Source organism: Candidatus Wallbacteria bacterium (assembly GCA_028687545.1).
Classification (GTDB): Bacteria; Muiribacteriota; JAQTZZ01; order JAQTZZ01; family JAQTZZ01; genus JAQTZZ01.
Genome location: JAQTZZ010000024.1, coordinates 36,527 through 61,072 on the forward strand (window position 1 = coordinate 36,527; position 24,546 = coordinate 61,072).

23 protein-coding genes are annotated in these 24,546 nt (G+C 47.5%); 5 read left to right on the forward strand and 18 right to left on the reverse strand.

The features are described from left to right. Nucleotides 1-6 precede the first annotated feature (6 nt). Genes PHW04_11075 through PHW04_11085 form a run of 3 tightly spaced genes read right to left on the reverse strand, consistent with a single transcriptional unit; the run spans nt 7 to nt 3,554 of the window. Nucleotides 7-516 (reverse strand): hypothetical protein, encoded by a 510-nt coding sequence (locus PHW04_11075; protein MDD2716419.1) that lies wholly within the window; start codon nt 514-516, stop codon nt 7-9. Then, the gene (locus PHW04_11080) at nt 517-2,037 is read right to left on the reverse strand and encodes an acetyl-CoA carboxylase biotin carboxylase subunit (protein ID MDD2716420.1); all 1,521 of its coding nucleotides are present in this window, start codon (nt 2,035-2,037) and stop codon (nt 517-519) included. Then, a complete protein-coding gene (locus PHW04_11085; protein ID MDD2716421.1) occupies nt 2,034-3,554 on the reverse strand; it encodes an acyl-CoA carboxylase subunit beta in 1,521 nt (506 codons plus the stop codon). Before PHW04_11085 ends, PHW04_11080 begins: the two co-directional genes overlap by 4 nt. Nucleotides 3,555-3,820: 266 nt before the next feature. Between PHW04_11085 and PHW04_11090 the strand changes: the two genes are divergently transcribed. Continuing rightward, nucleotides 3,821-4,444, forward strand: coding sequence for a hypothetical protein (locus PHW04_11090; GenBank protein ID MDD2716422.1), 624 nt, complete (start codon nt 3,821-3,823; stop codon nt 4,442-4,444). Nucleotides 4,445-4,446: 2 nt separating this feature from the next. On the opposite strand, the gene PHW04_11095 is transcribed toward PHW04_11090, so the two are convergent. The 5 genes from PHW04_11095 to PHW04_11115 form a co-directional block, all read right to left on the reverse strand. After that, the gene (locus PHW04_11095; protein MDD2716423.1) at nt 4,447-5,613 is read right to left on the reverse strand and encodes a hypothetical protein; all 1,167 of its coding nucleotides are present in this window, start codon (nt 5,611-5,613) and stop codon (nt 4,447-4,449) included. 2 nt (nt 5,614-5,615) lie between these two features. Then, entirely contained in the window at nt 5,616-6,614 is a 999-nt protein-coding gene (locus tag PHW04_11100) for a hypothetical protein (GenBank protein MDD2716424.1), read from the reverse strand. Then, a complete protein-coding gene (locus PHW04_11105) occupies nt 6,611-7,516 on the reverse strand; it encodes an ankyrin repeat domain-containing protein (protein ID MDD2716425.1) in 906 nt (301 codons plus the stop codon). Before PHW04_11105 ends, PHW04_11100 begins: the two co-directional genes overlap by 4 nt. Nucleotides 7,517-7,637: 121 nt before the next feature. Then, nucleotides 7,638-8,321, reverse strand: a complete 684-nt coding sequence (locus PHW04_11110; protein ID MDD2716426.1) for a response regulator transcription factor — start codon at nt 8,319-8,321, stop codon at nt 7,638-7,640. Nucleotide 8,322: 1 nt separating this feature from the next. Beyond that, entirely contained in the window at nt 8,323-9,987 is a 1,665-nt protein-coding gene (locus PHW04_11115; protein ID MDD2716427.1) for a HAMP domain-containing sensor histidine kinase, read from the reverse strand. A gap of 109 nt (nt 9,988-10,096) precedes the next feature. On the opposite strand from PHW04_11115, the gene PHW04_11120 reads away from it, so the two are divergent. From PHW04_11120 to PHW04_11130, 3 genes are all read left to right on the forward strand, one after another. Next, nucleotides 10,097-11,743, forward strand: coding sequence for a peptide-binding protein (locus PHW04_11120; protein MDD2716428.1), 1,647 nt, complete (start codon nt 10,097-10,099; stop codon nt 11,741-11,743). Next, complete coding sequence (locus tag PHW04_11125; protein ID MDD2716429.1) at nt 11,740-13,392, forward strand: peptide-binding protein; 1,653 nt, start codon at nt 11,740-11,742, stop codon at nt 13,390-13,392. Before PHW04_11120 ends, PHW04_11125 begins: the two co-directional genes overlap by 4 nt. 109 nt (nt 13,393-13,501) lie before the next feature. After that, complete coding sequence (locus PHW04_11130) at nt 13,502-14,266, forward strand: hypothetical protein (protein ID MDD2716430.1); 765 nt, start codon at nt 13,502-13,504, stop codon at nt 14,264-14,266. A gap of 145 nt (nt 14,267-14,411) precedes the next feature. On the opposite strand, the gene PHW04_11135 is transcribed toward PHW04_11130, so the two are convergent. From PHW04_11135 to PHW04_11165, 7 genes are all read right to left on the reverse strand, one after another. Continuing rightward, complete coding sequence (locus PHW04_11135; protein ID MDD2716431.1) at nt 14,412-15,659, reverse strand: hypothetical protein; 1,248 nt, start codon at nt 15,657-15,659, stop codon at nt 14,412-14,414. Nucleotides 15,660-15,727: 68 nt separating this feature from the next. Beyond that, a complete protein-coding gene (locus PHW04_11140; GenBank protein MDD2716432.1) occupies nt 15,728-16,819 on the reverse strand; it encodes an LptF/LptG family permease in 1,092 nt (363 codons plus the stop codon). Then, nucleotides 16,816-17,607, reverse strand: coding sequence for a Cof-type HAD-IIB family hydrolase (locus tag PHW04_11145; GenBank protein MDD2716433.1), 792 nt, complete (start codon nt 17,605-17,607; stop codon nt 16,816-16,818). Before PHW04_11145 ends, PHW04_11140 begins: the two co-directional genes overlap by 4 nt. Before the next feature lie 6 nt (nt 17,608-17,613). Beyond that, complete coding sequence (gene pyrE / locus PHW04_11150; protein ID MDD2716434.1) at nt 17,614-18,198, reverse strand: orotate phosphoribosyltransferase; 585 nt, start codon at nt 18,196-18,198, stop codon at nt 17,614-17,616. Continuing rightward, nucleotides 18,188-18,895 (reverse strand): orotidine-5'-phosphate decarboxylase, encoded by a 708-nt coding sequence (pyrF, locus tag PHW04_11155; protein MDD2716435.1) that lies wholly within the window; start codon nt 18,893-18,895, stop codon nt 18,188-18,190. The genes pyrE and pyrF overlap by 11 nt, the downstream gene beginning before the upstream one ends. Next, the gene (locus PHW04_11160; protein ID MDD2716436.1) at nt 18,895-19,026 is read right to left on the reverse strand and encodes a hypothetical protein; all 132 of its coding nucleotides are present in this window, start codon (nt 19,024-19,026) and stop codon (nt 18,895-18,897) included. Before PHW04_11160 ends, pyrF begins: the two co-directional genes overlap by 1 nt. A gap of 116 nt (nt 19,027-19,142) precedes the next feature. After that, nucleotides 19,143-19,937: a hypothetical protein gene (locus tag PHW04_11165; GenBank protein ID MDD2716437.1), complete on the reverse strand. Its 795-nt coding sequence runs from the start codon at nt 19,935-19,937 to the stop codon at nt 19,143-19,145. A gap of 91 nt (nt 19,938-20,028) precedes the next feature. Here PHW04_11165 and PHW04_11170 point away from each other — a divergent pair, with 91 nt between their 5' ends. Continuing rightward, nucleotides 20,029-20,862, forward strand: coding sequence for a DUF805 domain-containing protein (locus PHW04_11170; GenBank protein ID MDD2716438.1), 834 nt, complete (start codon nt 20,029-20,031; stop codon nt 20,860-20,862). A gap of 8 nt (nt 20,863-20,870) precedes the next feature. Here the strand turns inward: PHW04_11170 and PHW04_11175 are convergent, their stop codons facing one another. From PHW04_11175 to PHW04_11185, 3 genes are all read right to left on the reverse strand, one after another. Further along, nucleotides 20,871-22,643, reverse strand: a complete 1,773-nt coding sequence (locus tag PHW04_11175; GenBank protein ID MDD2716439.1) for a GDSL-type esterase/lipase family protein — start codon at nt 22,641-22,643, stop codon at nt 20,871-20,873. A 1-nt stretch (nt 22,644) separates the two neighbouring features. After that, nucleotides 22,645-24,426 (reverse strand): GDSL-type esterase/lipase family protein, encoded by a 1,782-nt coding sequence (locus tag PHW04_11180; protein MDD2716440.1) that lies wholly within the window; start codon nt 24,424-24,426, stop codon nt 22,645-22,647. Nucleotide 24,427: 1 nt separating this feature from the next. Then, on the reverse strand, nt 24,428-24,546 hold a 119-nt coding region (locus PHW04_11185), incomplete at its 5' end, for a metal-dependent hydrolase (protein MDD2716441.1).

A 24,546-nucleotide genomic window follows, 5' to 3' on the forward strand; every position in this document is an offset into this window, starting at 1 on the left:
GGTTTTTCAGGTTTCTGCAGAATCAGGCTCAATCTCAATCAACAGATCATGCTCCCGCACTGTATCTCCAGCTTTAACCATGATGTTTTTCACGGTTCCGTTGACGTCTGCATGGATCTCATTCTGCATTTTCATGGCTTCTATAGTCAGAAGCACATCTTTTTCGGCTACCCTGTGCCCGAGTTTCGCGCTGAGCGAAGACACCACGCCCTGCAGAGGAGCAGTGATGATTCCGGTGCTTTTTCCTGATCTTCCGCTCTTCTTGGCATGTTCATCCTTGAAATCCACTCCAAACAGATGATCGTCCACCTCAATCCGAGTAGGCCGTCCGTCGATCACCAGAAATGATTTGATTTGATGCGATTTTCCACCGATCAGCACTGAAGAAAGGTCAGAGCTGATGCTCACTTCGTGTTCAGTTCCATTGATCAGTACCTTGTGCAAATCCGACATTTTACTTGTTTCTTCGAATTCGACAGTAAATTCCACTTGATCTATGTTCAGTGTATATTTCACTCAGAACCCCTTTCTGGAACGGAAGTTTTCAGTTCTGGCAGCCAGATTCCAGCGGTTGATAATCTTCTTGATGGTCTGGATCACAGGTTTGTGCTTGCGTTCCTCCCTGTCCCGCAGCAGGCTTGCGACCAGCGCGGCGCATTCCATGTGCTCTCCCCGGTGAGACTGGTCCCGTTTATTAAGAAATTCGTTCAGGAAATTAGTGAAATAGCATCCGGATTTGAATTCTGTATCGCGCAAGACAGATTTTAAAAAAGAAATGTTGGTGGAAATCCCTTCGACTCTTGTCTCTGAGAGTGCAATTTCCATTTTTTTCAAGGCTTCTGCACGGTCTCTGCCGTGCGTGATGATCTTGGCGATCATGGAGTCGAATTTTGGAGTGACTTCCGCACCGGTAAAACAGGATGATTCCACTCTGACTCCAAATCCGGACGGAGCGATGTAATTGACAATCCTACCGAACGAAGGCTTGAAAAGTCCGCTCTCTGGAACGTATTCTTCAGCCTGTATCCTGCATTCCAGTGCCGCTCCATTGATCATCAGGTCCTTCTGCCGGACAGACAGTTCTTCACCGAAGCAGACCCTGATCTGCTCTTTCACGATATCGATACCTGAAATCAGTTCGGTCACAGGGTGCTCAACCTGGATTCTGGGATTGACTTCCAGGAAGAAAAAATCATTTTTGCCGTCAAAAAGAAATTCCACTGTGCCTGCACCGCAATAGCCTGTCGCTTTAACCAGGCGTATCGCATATTCATAAAGCTTGTTTCTGAGTTTCTGATTCATCATACAGCAGGGAGCTTCCTCGATCATCTTCTGATGCTTCCTCTGCACAGAGCAATCACGTTCGAATAAAGGGATCACATTGCCGTATTTATCACTCAGTACCTGTATTTCGACATGTTTTGAATTTGAAATGAAGCGTTCCATGAATACGAGAGAGCTGCCGAAAGCAGTTTTGGATTCAGCGATTGCCATCTTGACAGAGGTCACCAGGTTTTCCTGACTGGTGACGATGCGCATTCCGCGTCCTCCGCCGCCATGGGCTGCCTTTAAAATCAGAGGATAGCCGATTTTCGCAGCCACTGTCTTGGCAGTGCGGCCGTTGCTGATTTCGCCGTTGTAGCCAAGAATTACAGGCACACCAGCTTTTTCCGCAGCTTTCCGGGCTTCGATTTTGTCTCCCAAACCTACTAACACTTCAGGAGTCGGCCCAATGAAAGTCATACCAGCTTTAATCACAGCCTTGGCGAATTCAGCGTTTTCAGATAAAAAGCCGTAACCGGGATGAACAGCCTGACAACCGGATTTTCTGGCAGTTTCCACAATTTTATCGATGTTCAGATAGGAATCGGCAAGCTCATCCTTGCCGATGGCAAAGGCCTCGTCAGCGAATTTTACGGGCAGTGATTCCCGGTCTGACTCCGAATAAACAACAGCGGCCCTGTATCCCAATTCTTTGACAGCCCTGATGATCCTCAGAGCAATTTCTCCTCGATTCGCGATTAGTATCTTTTTCATAACGGCATGTTCCCATGTTTTTTGTCTGGGTTTGAAATCCGCTTGCCCATGGAAGCCTGCAGAGCGTCAAAGAGCCGCTCACGAGTTTCCTCAGGCAGGATCACTTCGTCTATGTAAGCCCATTCTGCGGCAATATAGGGATTGCTGAACTTTTCCTTGTAGAATTCGATCAGTTCACGTCTTCTGGCTGCCTGATCCTTGGCTTCTGAAATTTCCTTCTTGAAGATGATGTTGCAGGCCCCTTCCGCACCCATCACAGCAATCTCGGCATTGGGCCAGGCGAAGTTCATGTCTGCGCCCACATGTTTGCTTGACATTACGCAGTACGCACCGCCGTAATCCTTGCGCACTATCACACCGATCTTGGGAACAGTGGCTTCACAGTAAGCATATAGAAGTTTCGCCCCGTTCCTGATCACTCCATTGTGTTCCTGGGAACTGCCGGGCAGAAAGCCGGGAACATCAATCAGTGAGATGATCGGAATGTTGAAGGAGTCGCAGAAGCGGATAAACCGGGCACCCTTGATGGAGGAATTGATGTCAAGCACGCCGGCCAGTGATTTGGGATTGTTGGCAACGACCCCTACACAGAAGCCATGCAGCCTCGCGAAACCAACCAGCAGGTTCCTGGCAAAATCAGGCTGGACTTCGAAGAAGCTGTCTGAATCGAAGACCTGTGCAATAAGTTCGTGCATGTCATATGGGATTTCAGGGGAATCCGGTACCGGATTTTTAAATTCACGCTTGTCATCTTCATACTCTATGTAAGGAGGATCTTCCAGATTGTTTTGAGGAAGATAGGAAAGCAGCTTCCTCACTATCTCCATTGCATCTTCATCATCGTCAGCCACCAGATGTGCCACTCCGCTTTTTTCGGAGTGGACCACGCTGCCACCGAGATTTTCGAAGCTGATTTCCTCACCCGTGACTGCTTTTACGACTTCAGGCCCGGTTAGAAACATGAAGGAATTTTCTCTGGTGATGACCACGAAATCCGTCAATGCCGGAGAATAAACCGCACCTCCTGCGCAGGGACCCATGATCACGGAGATCTGAGGAACTACACCGGACGCCATGGTGTTCGCATAAAAAATCTCTGCATATCCGGCAAGGGAATGAACCCCTTCCTGGATCCTGGCTCCGCCTGAATCGTTGAGGCAGACTGCGGGTGCCCCGTTTTTCCTGGCTGCATCAAGCATCCTGATGATCTTGGTGGCATGCATCCGGCCAAGCGACCCGCCCATCACCGCAAAATCCTGGGCACAGACATAAACAAGTCTGCCGTTGACATAACCGTAGGCGGTAATAACTCCATCTCCGGGTATTTTTTTGTCTGCCATTCCAAAATCATGACAGTTATGGGCGGCTATTGCGTTGATTTCACGAAATTCTCCCCCGTCAAAAAGGCGTGCCAGACGTTCGTTTGCGCTGAGTTTCCCTTTTTTACTTTGCACTTCACGGCTTTTTTTCTGCAAAGCGGCTATCTGGTTTCTGAATTCGTTCAATTTTTCATTCATATTCCATCCTTAATAATGATTACCTTAATTTAAGCAATTATCATTCCAGATCTGGAGTCTCGTCAAATCCCGGCAATCAGGCATCACAGAAACTGCCGGACTCTGTTAAATGTTAATTTTCAGGCAACTCAGCTTATTTTTTCAGCAAATATGGCTGGTTGACCTGGCAATCGAACACGACTGTCTTACTTTGCCAGAATGCTTTTGGTATCTTCTTCAGTATATCCTTATTTTTGGTATACTTAAAACAAAAAACCGGAGTAGTCATGAAAAAAATCGGCACTCTATTCTTTCTGGCTGGGATGGCTTTGGCCGGCTGGTGTGGTCCCCGTGAAATACAACTCCTGGATGCAGTCACAGCAAATGACATCCTGAGAGTAAGACAGCTGATAGCAAACGGAGCAGACGTCAATTTCACGAATGACCTGGAAACAGCTTTTACAATTGCCGAAAAAAACGGTTTCCTGAAAATCTGCAGGCTGCTGGCTGAGCGGGGAGCAAAATTTCCCGCGGTAAGTGTGCAGCCTGAATCAATTAAGCTTCCAGCCGGCAAAGCTTTCAAAATTACCATGCAGGCCTATTCTGGTCGTGAAAACCCCTGCTGGTGGATGCATGGGGATAAAGTTTTCAGAGAGCTTCTTGATCTGCTGAACCGGCTGTGCTTCACAGATGAGCCCCTTTTCGATTATGGAAGATTCAGCGACCTGGGAATAGTGACTTTCAGGATTGAGCCTCTGAACATCGATCACCTTAAATATTCGATGGAGATCTATGGAGATTGCGCTTTTTCCGAGCGCCAGGGGCGCAGGTTATATGCCCGCGGCGCTCAGAAAATTTTCAATCTGCTGGCCGAGATTTCCAAACAGAAAGGCGAAAAAGTATTCGAGTAAGATCAATTGCTGCTGACCAGCTCCATTTCCATCAGTAACTTTCTGCCGTCTTCCAGATCCATGATTACGCTCTCAAAATTTTTCTCTGTTCTGAAATCTTCTGTTTTTTTGAGTTTTTTGCTGATGGTTTTTTGTTCGGAATAACTTGAAGTGATAAACAGCTTGACCAGAAAGTTTCCTTCCTCTCTGATCACATTGATGCCCAGATTCAAATTCTGATTTATCTTCTTCCCGCCGGACTGAGCGATCAATCCGTCCAGCTTGATCTCCGCATCCCTGCCCTCGCTCATGATTATTTTCGGGCTGGAAAGCAGCTTTCTGGTGTCTCCAGCCAGAAGATAAATCTTGAAATTAGCAGTGATTGAACTCTTCTCAGCCTGACCGGAGTAAAGAAGATCCCGGAATTTACTTTCTGCAGCAGGTGTTGCGAGCAGCACCGCTTTCGAGTATCCCTTCTGTGCAGATTCTGAGATGTCTAGTCCGGTACATTCGGAGGACAGTTTATTCATCAGTTCCTGAAAAGCTCCTTTCTGGTCATTTCTGATCAAAAAAGAACATTCTTTCTTGATTTCATCATGTCTGCGTTCTTCAAGCATGTATCCCTTCTCAGTTTTCACGAGAACAGAACTGGTCATATTTGCCACCATTTCCAGGGCTTCTCTGGCAGGCAGATTCTTGACCCGCATGTCGATCTTCATTTTCTTGATGTTGTCGGGGCAGAAGATAAGATTGAGATGCGCGGTCCTGGCAATTACATTCAAAACAGTGGCTGCAGAAACGTTTTGCATGTCCATGGTAATGAATGTTTCCTTTGAATCTGACTTCCCAGGACTGAAAACCTCTCCAGTGCCTTTGACCAGATACTTGTCATAAAATGTCTCTGGGATGCCAAATTTTTTCAGACTGGCTGCAAATTCGTCGGTTTTCCCGGTTTCTGCGAGCAGATCGCGGAAATTCTCCAGTGCTTTGCAAAGGTGCGCCTGGTCGGTTTTCTCGATGGAACCTGAAACCTCCTTGAAAAATTGCTCGTAGTTGGAGAAAGCTGCCTGGTAATCCTTGAGAAAATGCTGGTTGTAAAAAGCCTGCTTGAGAGAATCCGGCTCCTGTGCAGGCAGCATTCCAGCCGCCACTGAGAAAATTATCAAAACAACGATCAGCATTTTACTCATCTTCATCCTCCTGATTTAGATTGTCCGGTAAAGTCGATTTCCAGCAGAAATCTTGTCCCACGGCCATTGTCCAGCAGGAAAAGCTCTATGTCGTGACCAGTCCTTTGCTCAGTCACCTTTTCAGACTTCATGGAAATTCCTTCGAAATAATAACAGACATTCAATTTTGTGATGACACGGAAAAAACCTTCCCCGTCGCCGGATACATTCAAACCGCATTCGAGTGCAAAAGCATCACTTGGTTCTTTGAGCCAATCCTCCTTGATTTCCAGATAACCATCCTTGCCTTCCAGAAGATGAACTGTCTGGGCTGTGATCATTTTCTTCTTATCTCCGTCAATCCTGAAAACTCTGAAATCCGCTGTAATTCCCAGATTGTTGATTTTCTGCAGAAACTCTTTCAGCTTGGCGTCCATGCCATCAGTGACAAGCAGCCTGACCCGGCATCCGTCGCTCTGAGGCGTCGCATCCAGCAGCGTAAATTCGTCGATGCTGAGCTGTTCAGCGAGTTGCCTGTTCACCTCGACAGGAGTCTTAACATTCCTGAAGAAGTAATTTCTCTCTTTCCTGATTTTTTCCGCCTTATTTTCTATACCCTGTGTGCCTTGTGAGAGGATTTCACTGCTGCCGTCCGTTTTTTTTACGATTGCAGCTTCACCTGACTGCCCGGTCTGTGGCGTCTCTGGACATCCCGGCAGAATCGATGAATAATATTTTTCTTCTATCCCTACTTTGGCGAGATTAAGCGCAAAATCTCCGCTGCGATTCTGACTTTTCAGCAGGGTCAGATAGGATCCCATTCCCTTGTTTAAAATCTTCTGGGAATCTTTTCCTTCATCTTTCCAGGAAGCAAAGAAAGCCAGAAACTGGACTTCAGCCTTGGCATAATTTTCTGCCACAAGCTGGTTAAACATGGCATCCTTGAGGTCCTGCTCGGACGCGCTGAGAATTCCGCAGGTAAAAAAGCAGACAATTGTGATCAAAATAAACTTGAAAATCATCCCTGCCTCCCAATTTGATTCTCGCCCAGGAGGAGAAAAGTCTCCAGCGAGTCCACTGCCCAGTTTTCAGTCAATCTGCATAATTGCGGAGCTTTTTCGAACGCTTTACTGATCTCACAGTATTTCCTGGTGTTCTTGATAGTTTCGACGTTTGTCCTGCGAAACAAAAATCCTTTAATAAAGCCTTCGATCTCTCCCTGATGATTGAATATTTTCCCATCTATCAGAAAGCCCAGATGCCTGCCGTTAGCTCCGTAAATATGCAGCAGTCCTGCATCCATCAGAAATCCGACCAGCCTGCCGTCCCAGAGAAAAATTGGTTTCGACTTGTTTTTGGATTGCACTCCACTGTTGTCGATATAAGCTGAGGCATTCCCTGACATGTCGTGGAGGGCGATTTCCTGATTTTTCATCCAGGAAGTACCGCAATTTATCAGCTGATTCAGGTAGTCGGCAACAGCCTGATGTTTCTGTTCGCGGGCGCAATACAACGCACTTTTAAATTCATCATCGATCGCGACCACATCAGCACCGTTTTCCACCAGATACTTTGCTGTCTCCAGGTGGCCCATGTAGCTCGCGCACATCAGCGGAGTGAAAAGGCAGCCGGATTTGTGGTTGACGTCTGCTCCCTGTTCGACCAGCAGCTTGACGATTTCCTGATGCCCATACCAGGAAGCATACATCAGCGCAGTCCTGCCGGCATTGATCTCTGTGTTCACATCGCAGCCTTTCTCCAGTTCGCTCTTCACTCCCGCCAGGTCCCCTGAAACTGAAGAACGGAAAAACAGTGGATCATTCGGCCCGATAAATCCTTGTGGATCTTCGGAAAATGAGGGGAGACAGATGACGGAAAGGATCAAAACCAGGATCAGGATTTTACCTGTGATCACCATGTCCATGTCCTCCTTCCATAGATTTGAGGCATTGGCGTCTCTTATCTTTATTATTGGAAGAAGCTGTAAACATTCAATCATGATCCTGTAACAATTTTGTAATGATTTTTTTACAGATTTCAGATGTTCAACCGTTGAACTTGTAGCCGATTCCGAACACGGTTTCGATGACCCTGGGCTTTCTCGGGTCATCCTCTATTTTCTTCCTCAGTTTGGAAATCTGCATGTCTACAGCTCTGCTCTCCACATCTGCATTGAAATCCCAGAGCCGCTCCAGCAGCATTTCCCTGGTCAACACACGCCCCTGGTTGCGGTATAAATAAAGAAGCAGTTCAAATTCCACTTTGGTAAGCTTCAGATCTTCTCCTGCCTTGTATACCTTGTATTCAAGCAAATTGATCTTCACATTCCCGAAAAGGAGTATTTCCTCAGGGCTGCCGGCAGCTTCAACTTTCTTCAGACGAGCCCTGATCCGAAGGATCAGTTCCCTGACATCGAACGGCTTGGTGATGTAATCGTCCGCGCCCAGAGTGAATCCGCTGATCTTGTCGTAAATGTCGGTCCTTGCTGTGAGGAAGAGCACGATCAGGCCCTGACATTTTGTCTTGAGATTCTTGCAGATCTCAAAACCTGAAATGTCAGGCAGCATGATGTCCAATAGAACCAGCTGAATTTCAGGGTGCTGTTCAAAAAGCTGCAGCCCGGTTTTGCCTGTGCCTGCGGTCAGTACCTTGAATCCTTCGCTCTCCAGGTTGATTTTCAGGCCTTCCAGGATCACGCGGTCATCTTCAAAAATCAGAATTGTATCCATTTCATTTCCCCAGTTTGATCATGATTTTCAGAGCCCCTGCTGTTTCGGCAGTCACGCTCCCCCCAAGCAGTTCAACTAATTGTCTCACAATGTACAATCCGAGACCCAGCCCTTTCCTGGTTCCCCGGGAGTGCCCGAATTTGCTGAACAGTTTGCTCACTGTTCCGTCGAACTTTCCGTTGTCTGAATATGTTATCTGGTGCTTACAGTCTGCATCCATTTTCACGAAGATCATCACAGGCTCAGATTCCACATGTTTGAAAGAATTGTCAATCAGATTGGCGAAAATGATCTCTAAAATTCCTCTGTCGCCCGGAAAAATACCAGACCCGCTGATCTCAAGACTGTATTTTTTCAAATAACAGTTGGCATATTCCTCGCACAGTCCTTCAATCAACACTTTGACATCGACATTTGTAAGGCTTGAGCGGAGATTTTCAGACAATTCAGCCATGTTCTTCAGGTCAGACAATCTGTTCAGATAGACTAAGTTGGAAATAAGATTGCTGATCTGATTGCTTTTGGAAGAGATTATTTCTGCATATCCCCGAATTTTATCGTTATTTTCAAGAGTCCGGATCGTATCTGCGTAAAGTCTGATCCCTGAAAGCGGGGTTTTCAGTTCGTGGGAAATGATCTGCAGAAAATCATCTTTCATCTTTTCCAGTTTTTCCAGCAAAAACAGGTGCCTGATTACTGTGAATATCGCCAGAAAATATGCAGACAGCAGGATCAGGTCAAGCAGGACGAATTTCCGGCTGATCCAGCGTTCCTCGCGGTTTTTGTATCCTGGATCAAGTTGAAGAGCATATGAGATCCCTGCTTTTGAGACAATCATATCCCCGGTTGCGGAAGGTATCCGGAGGCGGAATTTCCCGCCGCTGAACTGCTCAGTCAGTGACTTGAAAAAAAACTCAAGATCCGTTGTCAGCACCGCATCCACTTTGAATCCATGCTCCTGAGCGGAAACAAGGTAGAATCGTTTCAGGTCTTCTTTGGGAACGAACAGGGATCTGGCTTCAGTCTGCTGAGTTGATTCTATCTGCTTCTCCCACGATTTCTGATGGAATTCCCAGGCGTCCCTGAGATATGAAATTTCGTCTGTGCTGAACAGGTCTCTATTTCCCAGGAGCATTGCTTCCCGCAGTGTACCATCAAGTTCGCAGTCCTTTGCAAACTCAGAAACGATCTTCTGATGAAGTGATTTATCCTCTTTGAGATAGATACTCCTGTAAATACGATAAACAAACATCTGCGAAAATAGAACCTGATTTTCCATTCCCTTGAAATTACCCAGAAACTGGGTTGCGCCGGATATTTTCTCGAAATAAAACAAGGCTCTCTCATAATCGCCTGATTGATAATAAAGCTGGGCAGCCCTGTAATCGTCCCTCATTTTCACCAGGGCGGCTGAAAACTGCTCTGCTGGGGCGGCAGGATTTATCGGTGGTTTTTCCGAATCATACACCAGTCCGATGGGAACTATCTTCCGATTCACCATGAAAGCGATCTGCCCGTTGATCTCGCTTTTCAGGTCTTCTCCTGAAAAAACCTGCCGGATCTCCTGCTCCTTCAGGACTTTAGTCACCTTCAAGGTCAGAAACGAAAGAGTCAGCAGGAACAGGGCAAGCAGGGATAAAATCAGGTAGCGCCTGTGACTTTTCATATAATTTAAATCTCGAATTATTTATTATACTGCAAATAGACGAACTGATAAACTTATCTTCCTGATTCTGTACAATCTTCAGTGTCAATGTTAAAATTAGTTTTCATAAATGAAGACATTTATCATTAATATCTGTTTATTTATTTTCCTGGTCCTGAGCGGGTGCGGCGGAAAGACCGTGATTCAAAAACCGGCTGAAGTGCCTGAAAAAACGTCTTCGCCTGCTATTTCATTCGGAGATACACTTGTCGACACCTACATTGCGGACATCATCACCCTTAACCCGCTGATTTCCAACGAAGGTGTCTCTGCCAATTACTATGGCTTGCTTTACAGCGGCCTGGTCCGCTATGACGAAAATTATCAGCTGATCCCGGATCTCGCTGAAACCTGGGAAATTTCCACAGACGGACTGACAATCACTTTCCCCCTCAGGAGAAAAGTGCTCTGGCATGACGGAGTTCTTTTCACATCCATGGATGTGAAATTCACCTTTGACAAGATCATGGACCCTGCCACCGGCTGTCCGGACAGGGACTATTACACATCTTTTTCCACCCTGGAAACACCGGACGACTATACAGTGAGATTCAGATTGAAAGAACCATTTGCACCGGCTCTGGAATATTGCGGATTCTATGTGATACCCTGGCACATCTATTCGAAGGAAAACATCAAAACTTCCAAGTACAACACCAATCCGATCGGCACCGGGCCTTTCAAATTCAATCAATGGCTTCCGGACGAGCAGATCATTCTCGAAGCCAACCTGAATTTCTACGAGGGCCGCCCGTATATCAACCGTTATATCTGCAAGGTGATCCCGGACAAATCCATGGCTTTTCTGGCAGTCAAGCGGGGTGAAATAGACTGTTACTCGCTTACACTCGATCAATATGTCAAACAGGCTGATCAGGATTTCCGCTCCAAAAACAATATTTACAGGACTTCGAGTTTCTACTTTTACATGCCATATAATCTGAAAAAGCCCTTCCTGTCCGAAAAGCCTGTCCGGCGGGCTCTGACCCTGGCTATTGACAGGGACGCCCTGATCAGGGATGTGCTTCAAGGTTACGGCCGGCCGATCACTGGTCCGTATGCACCAGGCTCCTGGCCGTCTTCCGATAACGCCAGACCGCTGCCCTATGACACTGTTGAAGCCTGTGCACTGTTGAAGGCAGCCGGTTTCTCGGATACAGACAGGGATGGATATCTGGAAAGGGATGGCAAGAAGCTTGAGATTGAGATCACTAAATTCGGGAAAGACGCTGAAGCAATGCTTCTGCCGACCCTGATCCAGGACTACTGGAAAAAAATCGGAGTCAAAGCCGTGCTGAACGGAACGGACTGGAACGTGCTGATGGACAAAGTCAATTCAGGCAACTACGATGCTGTCATTTTCGGACGCGAGCTCGGCGGCTGGGATCCGGACGGCGAATATGGCTTCTGGCACTCCAGTCAATTTCCAGATACTGCGGAACAAAAAAACGGGTATAATTATGCCAGGTTTTCCAATTCCGAGCTGGACAGACTGCTGGAACAGGGCCGCAGAACTTATGATCACGGGGAACGAAAGAAAATCTACAACCGGATCCACGAAATCATCAATGAGGATCAGCCCTGCACTTTTCTCTACATCGCGGACAGCCTGTTTGCAGTGAACAAGCGTTTCTGCGGAATCTCGGTCTCCCCTGCCGGTGAGCTTACACCGATCAGGCGCTGGTTTGTGCAGGAAGGAATGCAGGAGTATCAGTGAACAGATTATTATTGTTATTGCTGGTTATTTTCATCTTCGCTGTCGGCTGTGGAAAACCCCCGGGGAAAAAAGCCTTGCCAGAAAAAATAACCCTGCCTGAAAAAAATTCCGCCCCTTCTCCCTGTTATGGAGATACACTAGTGAACTCATATGTCGCAGACATTATTGCACTCAATCCTTTGATCACTAATGACGGGGTTTCATTTCAATTTTACGATCTGCTCTTCAACGGGCTTTTGAAATATGACGAAAATTACAATCTGGTCCCTGATCTTGCAGAGACCTGGGAAATCTCTGCCGATGGTCTGGCCATTACCTTCAAACTGAGAAAAGACGTGCTCTGGCATGACGGAGTGTCATTTACCTCGACTGATGTACTGTTCACTTTTGAAAAGATGATAGATCCTGCCACAGGGTGTCCCTCACGGGATAATTACACTTCTTTCTCAACGCTGGAAATTCCCGATGACTACACTGTCAGGTTCAGGCTGAAGGAACTGTTCGCTCCTGCACTGGAATACTGCGGTTTTTATGTGATACCCCGCCATATTTATCAAAATGAAAATATCAAGACCTCGAAATATAATCTCAACCCGGTCGGCACAGGCGCCTTCAAATTCACCCAATGGCTGCCTGCTGAGCAGATCGTGCTTGACGCAAATCAGAAATTTTACGACGGGCGTCCCTATTTCAACAAATACATCTGCCGGATCATCCCAGACAGTTCCATGACTTTTCTTAGTTTCAAGCGTGGAGACATCGACTGCATTTCGCTCACCAAAGATCAGTATTCTAAGCAGGTGGATGAGTCTTTCCGAGCCAAATACAATCTCTATAAGATTTCTAAAGCTTATGTCTATATGCCATATAACGTTCAGAAGCCATTCCTTTCTGAGCTGCCTGTGAGGAAGGCCCTTGGCATGGCCATCGACAGGGAGGAATTAATCAAGGATGTCCTTCACGGGTTCGGTAAATTGATCAGCGGACCTTTCACCCCGGGTTCATGGCCCGACAATCCGGAAGTCTTACCTCAGCCGTTTGACCCGACAGGTGCAGTCGAACTTTTGAAGTCCGCCGGCTTCACGGATTCAGATGGTGACGAATATCTGGAGCGCGACGGGAAAAAGCTGTCTGTCAGAATCACCAACTTTGGACAGGATGCGGCTTCGCTTGTGCTCCCTAACCTGATCCGTGATTTCTGGAAAAAAATCGGGGTTGCCAGTGAACTTGTCTGCATGAACTGGGACGCGCTGATGAATGATGTAAACTCAGGCAAGTTCGATGCAGTGCTCTTTGGTGGCAGTTACGGAGGATGGGATCCTGACGGTATATATGGTTCGTGGCATTCAAGCCAGTTTCCAGACCCCACCGGCACTGGATCAGGATTCAATTATAACCGGTTCAGCAATTCAGAGATGGACAGCCTGCTTGAACAGGGACGGCGCACATACGACCACGAGGCGAGGCGCAAAATATATTACCGCATCCACGCTCTTCTCAATGAGCAGCAGCCTTGCACATACATTTACAGTGTAGACCAGATTTACGCTGTTGATAAGCGGATATACGGGATATCCGTCACTCCGGTCAGTGAATTGAATTCCATCCTGCACTGGTATGTTCCTGAGGGGCTGCAGAAGTATCAGTAGGTAATCTTCTGCTAATCGATAAAATAACCTTTGAAGTTGAAATGTCTGTAGGTTAATAGGTTGGTATGTCAGGGAAGCCGGTGAAATGATTGTCAGCTCTTTTTTTTTGTTGAAACTTATTGTTTCAATCGCAGCGGTGATTGTTTTATCTCTGCTTGCCGAGAGAGCCAGCCCGCGCTGGGCCGGACTCGTCTCCGGATATCCTACCGGATCAGCCATTACACTTTTTTTCTTCGGCCTGGAGCAGAGCCCGGATTTTGCGGCACAAAGCGCTGTCTTCAACCTGACCGGCCTGATCGCAATGCAGATATTCGTTTACTGCTATTTCCGGATCTCTGAAACGAACTTCAGATTTCCAGCCGCGATGTCTTCTCTGGCTTCTGTCTGCACCTATTTTCCTGCGATCTGCATCCTGAGACTGGTTCCGGAAAACAGGTTGATTTCCTTACTTTTGACAGTATTTTCTATTTTCATTTTCATCCGCCTGTTCAGGAATGTAAAGGATTCAATCATCACAAGCAGAGTGAAGCTCTCTTTTTCAATCCTGTTGATCCGCGCTATAGCAGCTGCCTCAATTATTCTGCTGGTGACAGGCATGGCTCAGGCAGTAGGACCTGAATGGGCCGGCCTGTTTTCAGCCTTCCCCACTACTCTTTTTCCGCTGATCCTGATCGTGCACAAAACTTACGGCGTGGAACATGTCCAGACCATCCTGAAAAACGTGCCTGCAGGCCTTGGTTCTTTAGTTTTGTATTCCTTGACCGTTTCCTTCGCTTATCCTGCAATCGGAATTTACTGGGGAACAATTGCAGCGTTTGCGGCTGCAACAGTTTACCTGATTTTATTTGCTAAATTTCTACAATTCGTTAAATAACCTTGACAAATTTCAGTAGCGTGCCGCTGCATTCTATTGATGAGCTTTTACCTGGCCAAAGAAGCATTGAAAACTGCGAAAGCGGCCAGTAGAATGGAATTCGTTGGACAGTTAAAGATCATTATTGATTGCAAAGATCAATAAACTATTTTTTTCCTGAAATACCTGTAAAATATTCCAGCCAGTATTCATCGGTATAAAAATCAGCCCCGAAAACGGCTTCTTCCCTGTCCTCGTCGGATACCACAATTTTGGATGCTGAATCCCGGCCGGCATTTTTATCCTCATTTTCCAGGATCGTGTTATATTTAGCATAAACTTTCTGCTTGGTGGCGCTGTCCACTTCGTAGACATCCATGGGTTTCATGTCGGTTACTCCTGCATCCCGCATCAGATCGAGCCCCTCCATGAATCCGACCTGCATGTCTACTCTATTGTGCGAGCCGGTGAAAGCGTCGCCTGTGTCGTGGGAGAACCAGTATCCGTCCAGCGTTTCGCCTGTAGGAAGCTTGATCCCGACTGTCTTTGGAATGAAATAGACTCTCTTGTAAGGCATTTCATGGTTGTTGACTGCAAGGGTATGGAAGGCTACCACGTGCTTGCCGATAGCTGTGACTCCGAGTGATTTGCCGGATATGAGCCTGAAGCGGCTGCTGCCGGACCAGGTGACTCTGCGGCCGTCCTTGAGCTCACCGCTGCCTTCCAGGCAAAGACTTGCGAAGAAGCGTCCGCTGGTCTCGGAGATGAGTTCCCCGGAAGGAGTCTTGATTTTCTTGACTTCCTTGCCTGTATAGTGCACTCCCAGGAAGTATCCTGCTGCTGGAGTGTTGATTTCTTCTGCCATCACATAAAAGGTCGGTTTCTTCTTGTCGACTTTCTTGAATTTTTTCAGATCAGCTGGGATTTCTACAGCAGGCGGCAGAGGCAATTTGTCCAGGGTCCTCACATTAGCGTTCCGCTCTCGGGTCTGAGCGGCAGAAAGAGCGCCTGTGTCCTCTATGGTCCGGATGATGTTCTTTCCCTCTCTAAGGTCAGCTTCCAACTTCTCAATGGCTCTGCCGAGAGTGTCGAGACTGCCGCCATTCTGCCTGTGCTCAGGCAGGAATCTCTTGAAAAACAAAAGGTCAGGACCGGGATGGCGGTTCAGCAGGAAATTGATCGTGACTGCCCTCATGTCTTCCGAGTCGGAGAGAATATTGAAAATCTCATCTGCGCAGCTGTCAGCTGCAGCGGAATAATTCCGGTACATGTCTTGATCCGCAGTACTGTCATTCTGCTCCAGATAAGCGCATCTCTTGCTGGAATCGATGTAATTGTTCAGCACGTCCTTGATGCCGCCTGAATATGAAGCCACTGAAACCCACATGCTCAGAACCAGAATTAATCGTTTCAAATGTTCCCCCCTGACTCAGATATCATTAGATTAATTATGCCCGTAATCAGCAGGAAATCAATTAAAAATTACAGATCCGCCCTTTTCACAAAATAGACTGCGATTGCGGCGAAAATAAGGTTGGCGGACCAGGCTGCCATGAACGGATTCATCCGGCCGGACAACCCGTAACTGCGTGTGACTGACAGCACTACATAATAAAAAAAGATGATCACAATCGACAATCCCAGCCCGACCATCAGTCCGGATCTCTTGAAATACGCGCCCAGCGCCGCGCCGGCCAGGGCAAAGATCAGGGCCGCGAACGGAAGAGCCAGTTTCAGGTAGAGTTCGACCATGTGTTCATAAATATTTACCGCCCCGCGCCTGGTCAAATCCCTGATCTGCCTCCGTATTTCAGACAGCGTCATATTTGAGAACTTCTTTTCGTTCTCCACACCAAGTTTAGCAAGTTTTGCGAAATCCAGCTTCAGCTTGACAGTTTCCTGATAGAATTTTTCAACCCGCTCGATTTCCCTGTTTTTAAAAGTGACTTTATGTCCGTTGAAAAAGTGCCATTCAGTGCCGCTGAAATCCGCAAACTGCGCGTTCATGCTGCTGATCACTTTCCCGTTTTCGATTCTGAAAAGCACACAGTTATAGATCCTGCGATAATCGGTGTTGAGATTCTCGGCATACAGGAATTCATTCCCGCTTACCCGCTCCAAGATATTTTCGTGTTTGGCCCGTTCTTCAGGCATCATCAGGATATTCTCGTCCTCAAGTTTCTGAAAAGTTACATTAGTGTAAGGTGCGATGTAGTTGATGAACAGCATGGCCGAGCAGGTCACGATCAGTCCGAATCCAATCACCGGGACCAGCAGCCTGAGAAAGCTGATGCCTCCGGCTAATGCTGCGGAGATTTCGTTATCCTTACCCAGGCGTCCGAAGACAAGGAAAGTCGCCAGCAGGGAGGCCATTGAAAAGGAATAGATCATGTTCCCGGAAAACACCCTGAAGAAGTACCATTTCATCACGATCCAGGGGTCCACCTGGCGAATGAAAATATACTGGATCACATCGATCAGGGGATCGACTGACATGATCACCACATATCCGCAGATACCAAAAATAAAGGGACCTATCAACTCCCAGATGATATATTTATCAAGAATTTTCATCTGCAGGCAGCTGCCCTGAATGTTTTTTCCAGAAAATCATAGACACCTTCCTGCTGATTGGAAGTCGTAACTTCACAGGCAGCTTTTTTAAGGGCATCAGGAGCGTTTCCCATCGCTACTCCACAACCCGCCTGGCTCAACATTTCCAGATCGTTCATCCCGTCCCCGAATGCCAGGACTTCGTCCATGCTGATTCCTGCCCTCCGGGAATACCAGGACAGGGCTTCAGCTTTGGATACTTCCGGGTGCATGATCTCGATGAAATTACCCAGCGAATTAGTGACATAGGCGCTGGCACCCAGGCTTTTTCTGATCCTGGATTCTTCTATCTCCAAATCTTCCAAAGGGGCGTAAATGAATTTCAAGGGCAGGTTCCTGTGGCAGTTTAAACCTAGGAAATGATTGTAAGCTACTCCTGCGCGCTCGACATAAGAGCGAACCAGCTGATTGTAACTTTTCACATACATCCTGTCCGAAATAAAAATCAGCAGCAGTTCCGGATCACAGAGTCGCAGGATCCGCTCACAGGTTTCCCGTTCAATCAGCCGCTCAAAAACGGACTGCCCCTCGTCGACGATCAGGGCACCGTTATAACTGATCACATGAATCCCAGTGCCGAGCAGCTGGGAGTAACTTCTGGCTGAACAGAACATTCGCCCGGTCACCAGGACAAACCTGATTCCGGACCGGCTTAGCGATTGAATCTTTTCCAGGGTTTTCGTCCTGATCCGGTGAGAGTCGTCAAGCAGCGTACCATCCAGGTCGAGTGCGATCAATTTGAACGTCATATCCCCTTATTTCACTTTAGGGTTGGTGCCTGGCTTTATGAGCGGCAGCTTTTTCTTGCAGAGCGGGCAGTCGGCAGTTTCGTATAAGGCGGCGTTCACTTTCAGCAGGGATTTGACGGAGGTTCCCCTCACTTTTGGAGTCTTGACCGCACTGCGATTCACGATGGTGGAAATCCCGACTACTTCAGCATCAAAGGACTCTACAAGCTGGGCGACGAGATCAACTGATCCTCCTGTTGTAAAAACATCCTCAACGATCAAAACCCGTTCGCCGGGCAGAATCTCAAATCCCCGCCGCAATGTCATGGCACCGGACTGGTCCCGTTCAGAATAAATAGCCCGCGCCTCGAAGGTTCTCGCCACTTCATACGCAAGAATCACTGCTCCGACTGCAGGCCCGATCACTGTGTCGATCATTTCTCCGGTGTATAAAGAGGCAATCTGCTCGGCGATTTCCATCGCAATGTCATAATGCTGCAGGGCTAGTGCCATTTGAAAATAGGTATCGCTGTGCTTGCCTGAGCTGAGAAGAAAATGACCTGTCTTGACGGCATCGATGTTTTCCAGCACTTTCAAGAGATCAGAATCCACGATTTGCCTCCTTCAGCTGATCTTTGAATTTAGTAATGATACCTTTTTTATCGGATGACTCTAAAATCGGTCTTCCTACTATGATATAGTCGGCTCCGTTCCTGGCAGCCTGTGCAGGTGTCTCCACCCGTTTCTGATCATTGGTCTCCCCGCCCTCGGAAAGGCGGATCCCTGGCGTGGCGATGATAAAGTCAGCGCCCAGTAAGGCTCGCAGAGCAGTCAGTTCCCTGGCTGAAGCCACCACTCCGTGCAGACCGGAATTTTTCGCAAGTTGCGCCAGGCTGGACACCATTTTATCTACGGAAAGTGTGCATTTAACTTCATCATAGAGCTCGCGATCCGACAGGCTTGTCAGAACAGTCACGCCAAGCACTTTGGTTTTGGTGCCTGTTACAGCCTTGCAGGCAGCAGTCATCATTTCGGATCCACCGGAAGCATGCACATCCACAAAATCCACGCCGTATTTTACCGATTCGCTCACTGCATTGTAAACTGTATTGGGAATGTCATGGAATTTCAAGTCCAGGAAGACTTTTCCGTGATTCCTGATCAGCCCGATCACACTGTTTCCTTCCTTAAGATACAGTCTCAGCCCGATCTTGAAATGGCTGACGCTTCCGGAAACTTCAGTCAGCAGGTGTTTCACCTCTGAGAGGTCATTCAAGTCAAGCGCCAGCATCAGTTCAGTATTTTTCATTATTGAATCACCTTGTATCTGGGTTCAGTTACAGTAACTATATCAAATTTGATCATGTATTTACAATGCCAGCATTCCATCCGGGTTTCATTGATTTTCCAGTCCACTGATTTGCATCTCGGGCATTGCATGCTTTCCTCCACGCATTTTTGGCTTTATTATCGGGAAAATCAGCAATTTTATTACCTGGAAAATGTCCGGTTTCCGGCATTCAGTAAACGGCACAGTGATTCAGAGCTCTGCTGAATTAAGGAATCGGTGTCAGCTGGAGATCTTCCCCCAGCTGTCCTGCGCACCATTTGACCAGGTTGACGCTCATCTGATGGTGATCGTAATCGGGCATATTATAATTATCATACAATGTCCGGGATTTACTGCTATTTTTCGAGCCGTCATCAAACGGGGAGCTGTCTCCGATGGCCGCAATCCGGCCCTGACCGTATTTTGAGACAACAATCAACGGGTTACCTCCGTATTTAGCTGAAAAGCAGATCAGACCCGTTACAGAGGCAGGCTTCAGGATAGAAATGCTGGTGGCACCCCAGGAACCGACATGCTCGACACCGCTCATGACAGAACAGTGATTCAGCTTGTTCGTCAGGGGATGCTCAGACATGGTGCGCTTGTCAAAGCTGAAACCGAAGTCAGAGACGAAGACAGTATAAATCCTGATCGAATCCCAGCCGTCGCCATCCCGGTCTGATCCATTATGGTCGCAAATCAGGAACAGACCGTGACCTTCATGGGTGTATGTCTTGATGGCTGAGATTTCATCTGCAGAAAAAGGCCGGTTTGGTTCAGGAATCACCAGTATGTCGAATTCATTGAGTGTGTCCAGGTTGATCGGACCCTGATTCAGGGCATTCACTTCAAAGCCGGCCTTGGAAAGTTCCCCGGCAAAATCTGAATATCCGGTAGTAATGGTCCAGGAGGCAGAGCCTGCCACCTGAGCATGAGTATTGTCGAAAAGAATTCTGGTCTGGCCGCTAAGTGAAACTGCGATCAAGCAGAAAGCTGTCAGCAGCATCCGGATGTTTATCATTATTCCCTCCATACGTATAATTTTACATGGATTTTTAAATTCCACAAGCAGAGATTAACCGGAAACGCAAAATTTGTGCTAGAATTAGTATATGAGTGAAGTTTCATTCTCTTTCAGATTCAAAGGCCGGGTCTCAAGAGGATATTTCATCCGTTTATCCGCTTTCTACCTGTTCCTTGGGCAACTGATTTTTTTCACAGTTTCCCTGGGAGCTGGAATCCTGATTCCCAGGATCTGTTTTTCGATGCTGAACTGGCCGTGGGTTTCCGTCTATTATCTGATGACATTGAGCCAGTACATTCTCGCTATTCTGGTGCTTGGTTCATTCGGTGTGCTGATCTTTTCCTTACTGGTTAAAAGATGCCATGATTTTAATTACTCAGGGAGCTTGGCGCTGATCATGATTCTTCCCTTTGCTTTCTCAATCTGGGCGACTCTCTGTGGTCAGGATTCCTTGAAAACACTTGCCTTAATTCCACTGGTAAACTTGGTTTTCCTCTGCCCGTTCATGTTGAAATCAGGGACAACTTTGTCAAATCCTTACGGCAGGGATCCTGAATCCATTGATCCTCCTGCCAGCATTGTCCTCGCTTTCCTCGTGTTGCCATTCCTGATCTTCTCTTTTTTCTTCGGTTCATATTCGTTCATAGCGGCCAATTCCGGCTACAGCAGCCAGGACCCGCCGCAGACTGTGGAGAAAAACATCTGCAGCAGCCACATGCTGGAACTGGAACGGGAACTCAGGGAATTTTTGAATTCAACCGGCAGATCGGAAACTCAGGAAACCCGCCTGGATGAACTCAAGACATTCAAAAACAGGTCCCTTTTCGAGTGCCCGGCAGGCGGTATTTATTCGATCGATCAGACCGGAGAAACCTATTCCATCAAGTGCTCGATTCACAATACTCCATTTGATCTTAAGTAGCTGTTTTTTTAATTTTCAGGCAGCAGTTCCGGGATTTTTTCCGCAATCGTTTCCGCAATCTTCCGGTTGCCGAGCTCAGAGCAGTGAAAATCCGGCAGGAAATAGTCCCAGCGCTTTCCCCCGACCGCCCAGACCTTGTTGAAAGCATCCAGTATGTCTATAAAAGGAATATTCTGCTCCCTGCTCAATTCCTTCATTACAGGGTTTTCGTCATTCGGGTAATTCAGGAAAACCAGCTTCACCCCTTTCTCCCTGCAGGTCTCGATGATCCGGGAGAGGTCAAGCTGAAGCTGCCTTCGAACAGGTTCGTGCAGCAGAAAATCATGTTCAAGCCCCTGCCTGAGAAAGTAAGCGGCATTCGGATGCCCGGATTTCTCCAGCGAATCGATCGCCGACTGCAGATCCTCCTGCTGCCCGCCAAATGAAGTGAGCAGAAAGTTAAGCGCTCCATAATTCCTCTGATCGCAGCGGACGGCCTCCATCAGATATCCCCTGGCTTTTTCCGTAGAATTCCCCGGGTCGAGGCAGCTCTCGCTGACAGCCAGCACAAGCAGCGCGTGGCTTTTTTCCCAGTCGAGCACAATCCCTCGTTTCAGTACATCTTCCAGCACCTGTCTCGCTTTTATGAAATCCTTCTGATGGCTGTAAAGTTCCCCAAGAGATGTGTAATTCATGGTCAATTCCGGTTCCAGCCTGATGCCTTCCTGGTAAAATTTCAAGGCGTTTTCCAGATCCTGGCCGTCCAGGCAGCACCTGCCCAGAAAGTTGCAGGCCCATCCGTTCGCCGGATCGATCTCCAGCACTTTTTCGAACCAGAGCCTGGCTGATTCACGCCTGCCTAAAAATAGCATTGAACAGCCCAGACACAGCATGGCACCGGTATCATTGGGCTCCTGCTCAAGAGCATCCAGAAAATAGGCTGAAGCTTTGGCTGCTCTATACTGGAGAAGATCACACAGCCCGATCCCGACACTGAAAAGGTAGCAGTTCCCCCTGACAGCTGCCGCATTGTTGAAAACAGCCAATGCCCGCTGATAGTCGGCCTTCAATAAATATGTCATACCCAGTGCCATGATCTCTTCTGTCAGTGGTTTGGATTTCCTGGAAATCAGGACTGAGATCGCATCCGTGTCCTTGTTCCTAGCCAGATCCCACACTTCTCCGCTGAAACGGGGAAAATCTATCGAGCAGACTGCAGGTCTGGATATCCTTGCCTTCAGCACTTCAGAAGGATTTGCAGGGAGACATTTATGAAATCCTGTGAGCCTGTCCCAGGCCATGCTTGAAACAACCGCAAATTCAGGCAGCTTTTCTGTTGCATCTGCGAACAGCATGTGCAACAGATTGATTGTCCTGGAGTATGAAAGCAGTCTCAGCAGCATGGAAGACTTTTGTTCATTGGGCAGGGAGTAGAAGTGTCTGTCCGCTCCCCCGATCATCACTGTTAACAGATCCGGTTTAAGTTCAGCCAGATATTCATCAATGTTTTCCGCCAGAGTCCAGGATGGCTCACCGCTTCGTCCCAGGTTGATCACCTGGAAGTTCCGGCCGGCTGCGTTCAATGCTTTTTCCAGCTGGCTGGGATAAGCCTGTTCCCTGGGAAGGCCATATCCATAAGTAATGGAATCGCCTGCGCAGAGAATCACTTTAGCTCCGGGTCTTCTCTCTGCTGAAACAGGGCGCATCGTTTCATGAAAATACCCGATGGTTCTCAAAATAGTTTCCAGCAGAATCAAGGCTGTGCAGAGACCCAGAAACAGAACCAGAATCCTTACTTTCATTTCAAAACCCTTTTGGCTCGTCGGGTAAAAGCTCAGACACTTTACTCTTCAGGATTTCAGCGATCTTTCGATTTCCAAGTTCAGAACAGTCCAGATTCGGCAGAAAATAGTCCCATCGTTTTCCTCCCAGTACCCACAGCTTATTGAAAGCATCCAGCACGTCTATAAACAGGACATTCTGCTCGCGGCTCAATTCCCTCATCACAGGGTTTTCGTCATTCGGGTAATTCACAAAAAGCAGTTGCACTCCTTTTTTTCGGCAGATCCCGATGATTAAATCCAGGTCTATCTGCAGCTGCTTCTTAATCGGTTCATAGAGAAGGGCATTATCTCCGAGCCCATGTCTGAGAAAAAAAGCTGCATTCTGATGGCCGGACTTTTCCAGGGAGTCTATGATTGATTGCATGACTTCCTGTCCGCCGAAAGTTGTAATCAAAAAAGTGAGAGCAGGATAATTCCTCTGATCGCAGCGGACTGCCTCCATCAGATATTCTTTTGTTTTTTCAATGGAATTCACAGGATCCAGGCAGCTCTCACTGACCGCCAGTACAAGCAGAGCCCTGCTCTTTTCCCAGTTGAGCCCAATGCCCTTGTTTAGAGCCTTTTCCAGGATCTGCCTGGCTGCAGAAAAATCTTTAGTATGGCTGTAAAGATCCCCTAGGGATGTGTAATTCATAGTCAGCTCCGGCTCAATTCTGATGCCTTCCAGGTAATATCTCTCCGCGTTTTCCAGATCCTGGACATCCAGGGAGCTTCTGCCCAGAAAATTATAAGCCCAGCCGTTCAGAGGATCGATCTTCAGCACCTTTTCAAACCAGAGCTGAGCTGAATCACGCTCCCCCTTCAGCAGCATCGTGGCTCCCAGGCAAAGCATGGCTCCTGTATCGCCAGGTTCCATGGCAAGCGCATCCAGAAAACAGGCTGAAGCTGAAGTCGCTTTATACTGGAGAAGATCGCACAAACCCAACCCAACGCTGAATTGATAGCATTTTCCCCTAATCGCTATCGCATTTTCAAATACCGAGCAGGCCTGGCCATAATCTCCATTTAATAAATAGGCTACACCCTGTGCCGTAATCTCTTCAGTTTCAGGTCTGGACTTCTTTGAAATTTTCTCGTTCAATGATTTCAGGTCCTTGCTTCTTGCCAGATCCCATACTTCACCGCTGAAACGGGGATAATCAATCGAGCAGACAGTAGCTCCAGGTATGTTTGTTAAAAGCGTATCCGCAGGATTTACGCTCAGATGACCGTGCGAGCCGGTGATCCTATCCCAGACAACGCGGAAAGCCCTTGAAATCTCCGGCAATTTCTGCCTGGAATTTGCCGTCAGCATATGAACCAGATTCAAGGCTCTGGAATAAGAAAGTAATTTCATCAGAAGCGATGATTTCTGCTCATTGGGAAGTGAATAGCGATACTTGTTCGCCCGCCCAATCATTACAGTAACCAGATCAGGCTTGAAATAATCGAGATATCCTTCAATATTTTCAGCCAGCATCCAGGATGCACCTGCAATGCGTCCAAGATTCACTACCTTAAAATCCCTGCCCTCAGCTTTCAGCATTTTTTCAAGTTGTGCGGGGTAGCTTTGCTCTCTGGGAAGTCCATATCCATAGGTAAGGGAATCACCCGTGCAAAGGATCACTCTGGTTCCAGGTTTGGTCTCAAATGTGCCTGGCCGCATCGTCTCATGGAAAAATCCGACAGTCCGCAAAACAATTTCCAGTAGAATCAATGCAGCACACAAGCCAAGGGACAGCACCAGGACTCTTTCCTTCATCTCACAGCTCAAATGACTCGCCCGGTGAAAGTGCAATCACTTCGGCGTTTTTCACGTATTTTCTGAAATCTTCCACTTTACCGGTGAGAAGCGGGAATGTGCCGTAATGAATCGGAATCA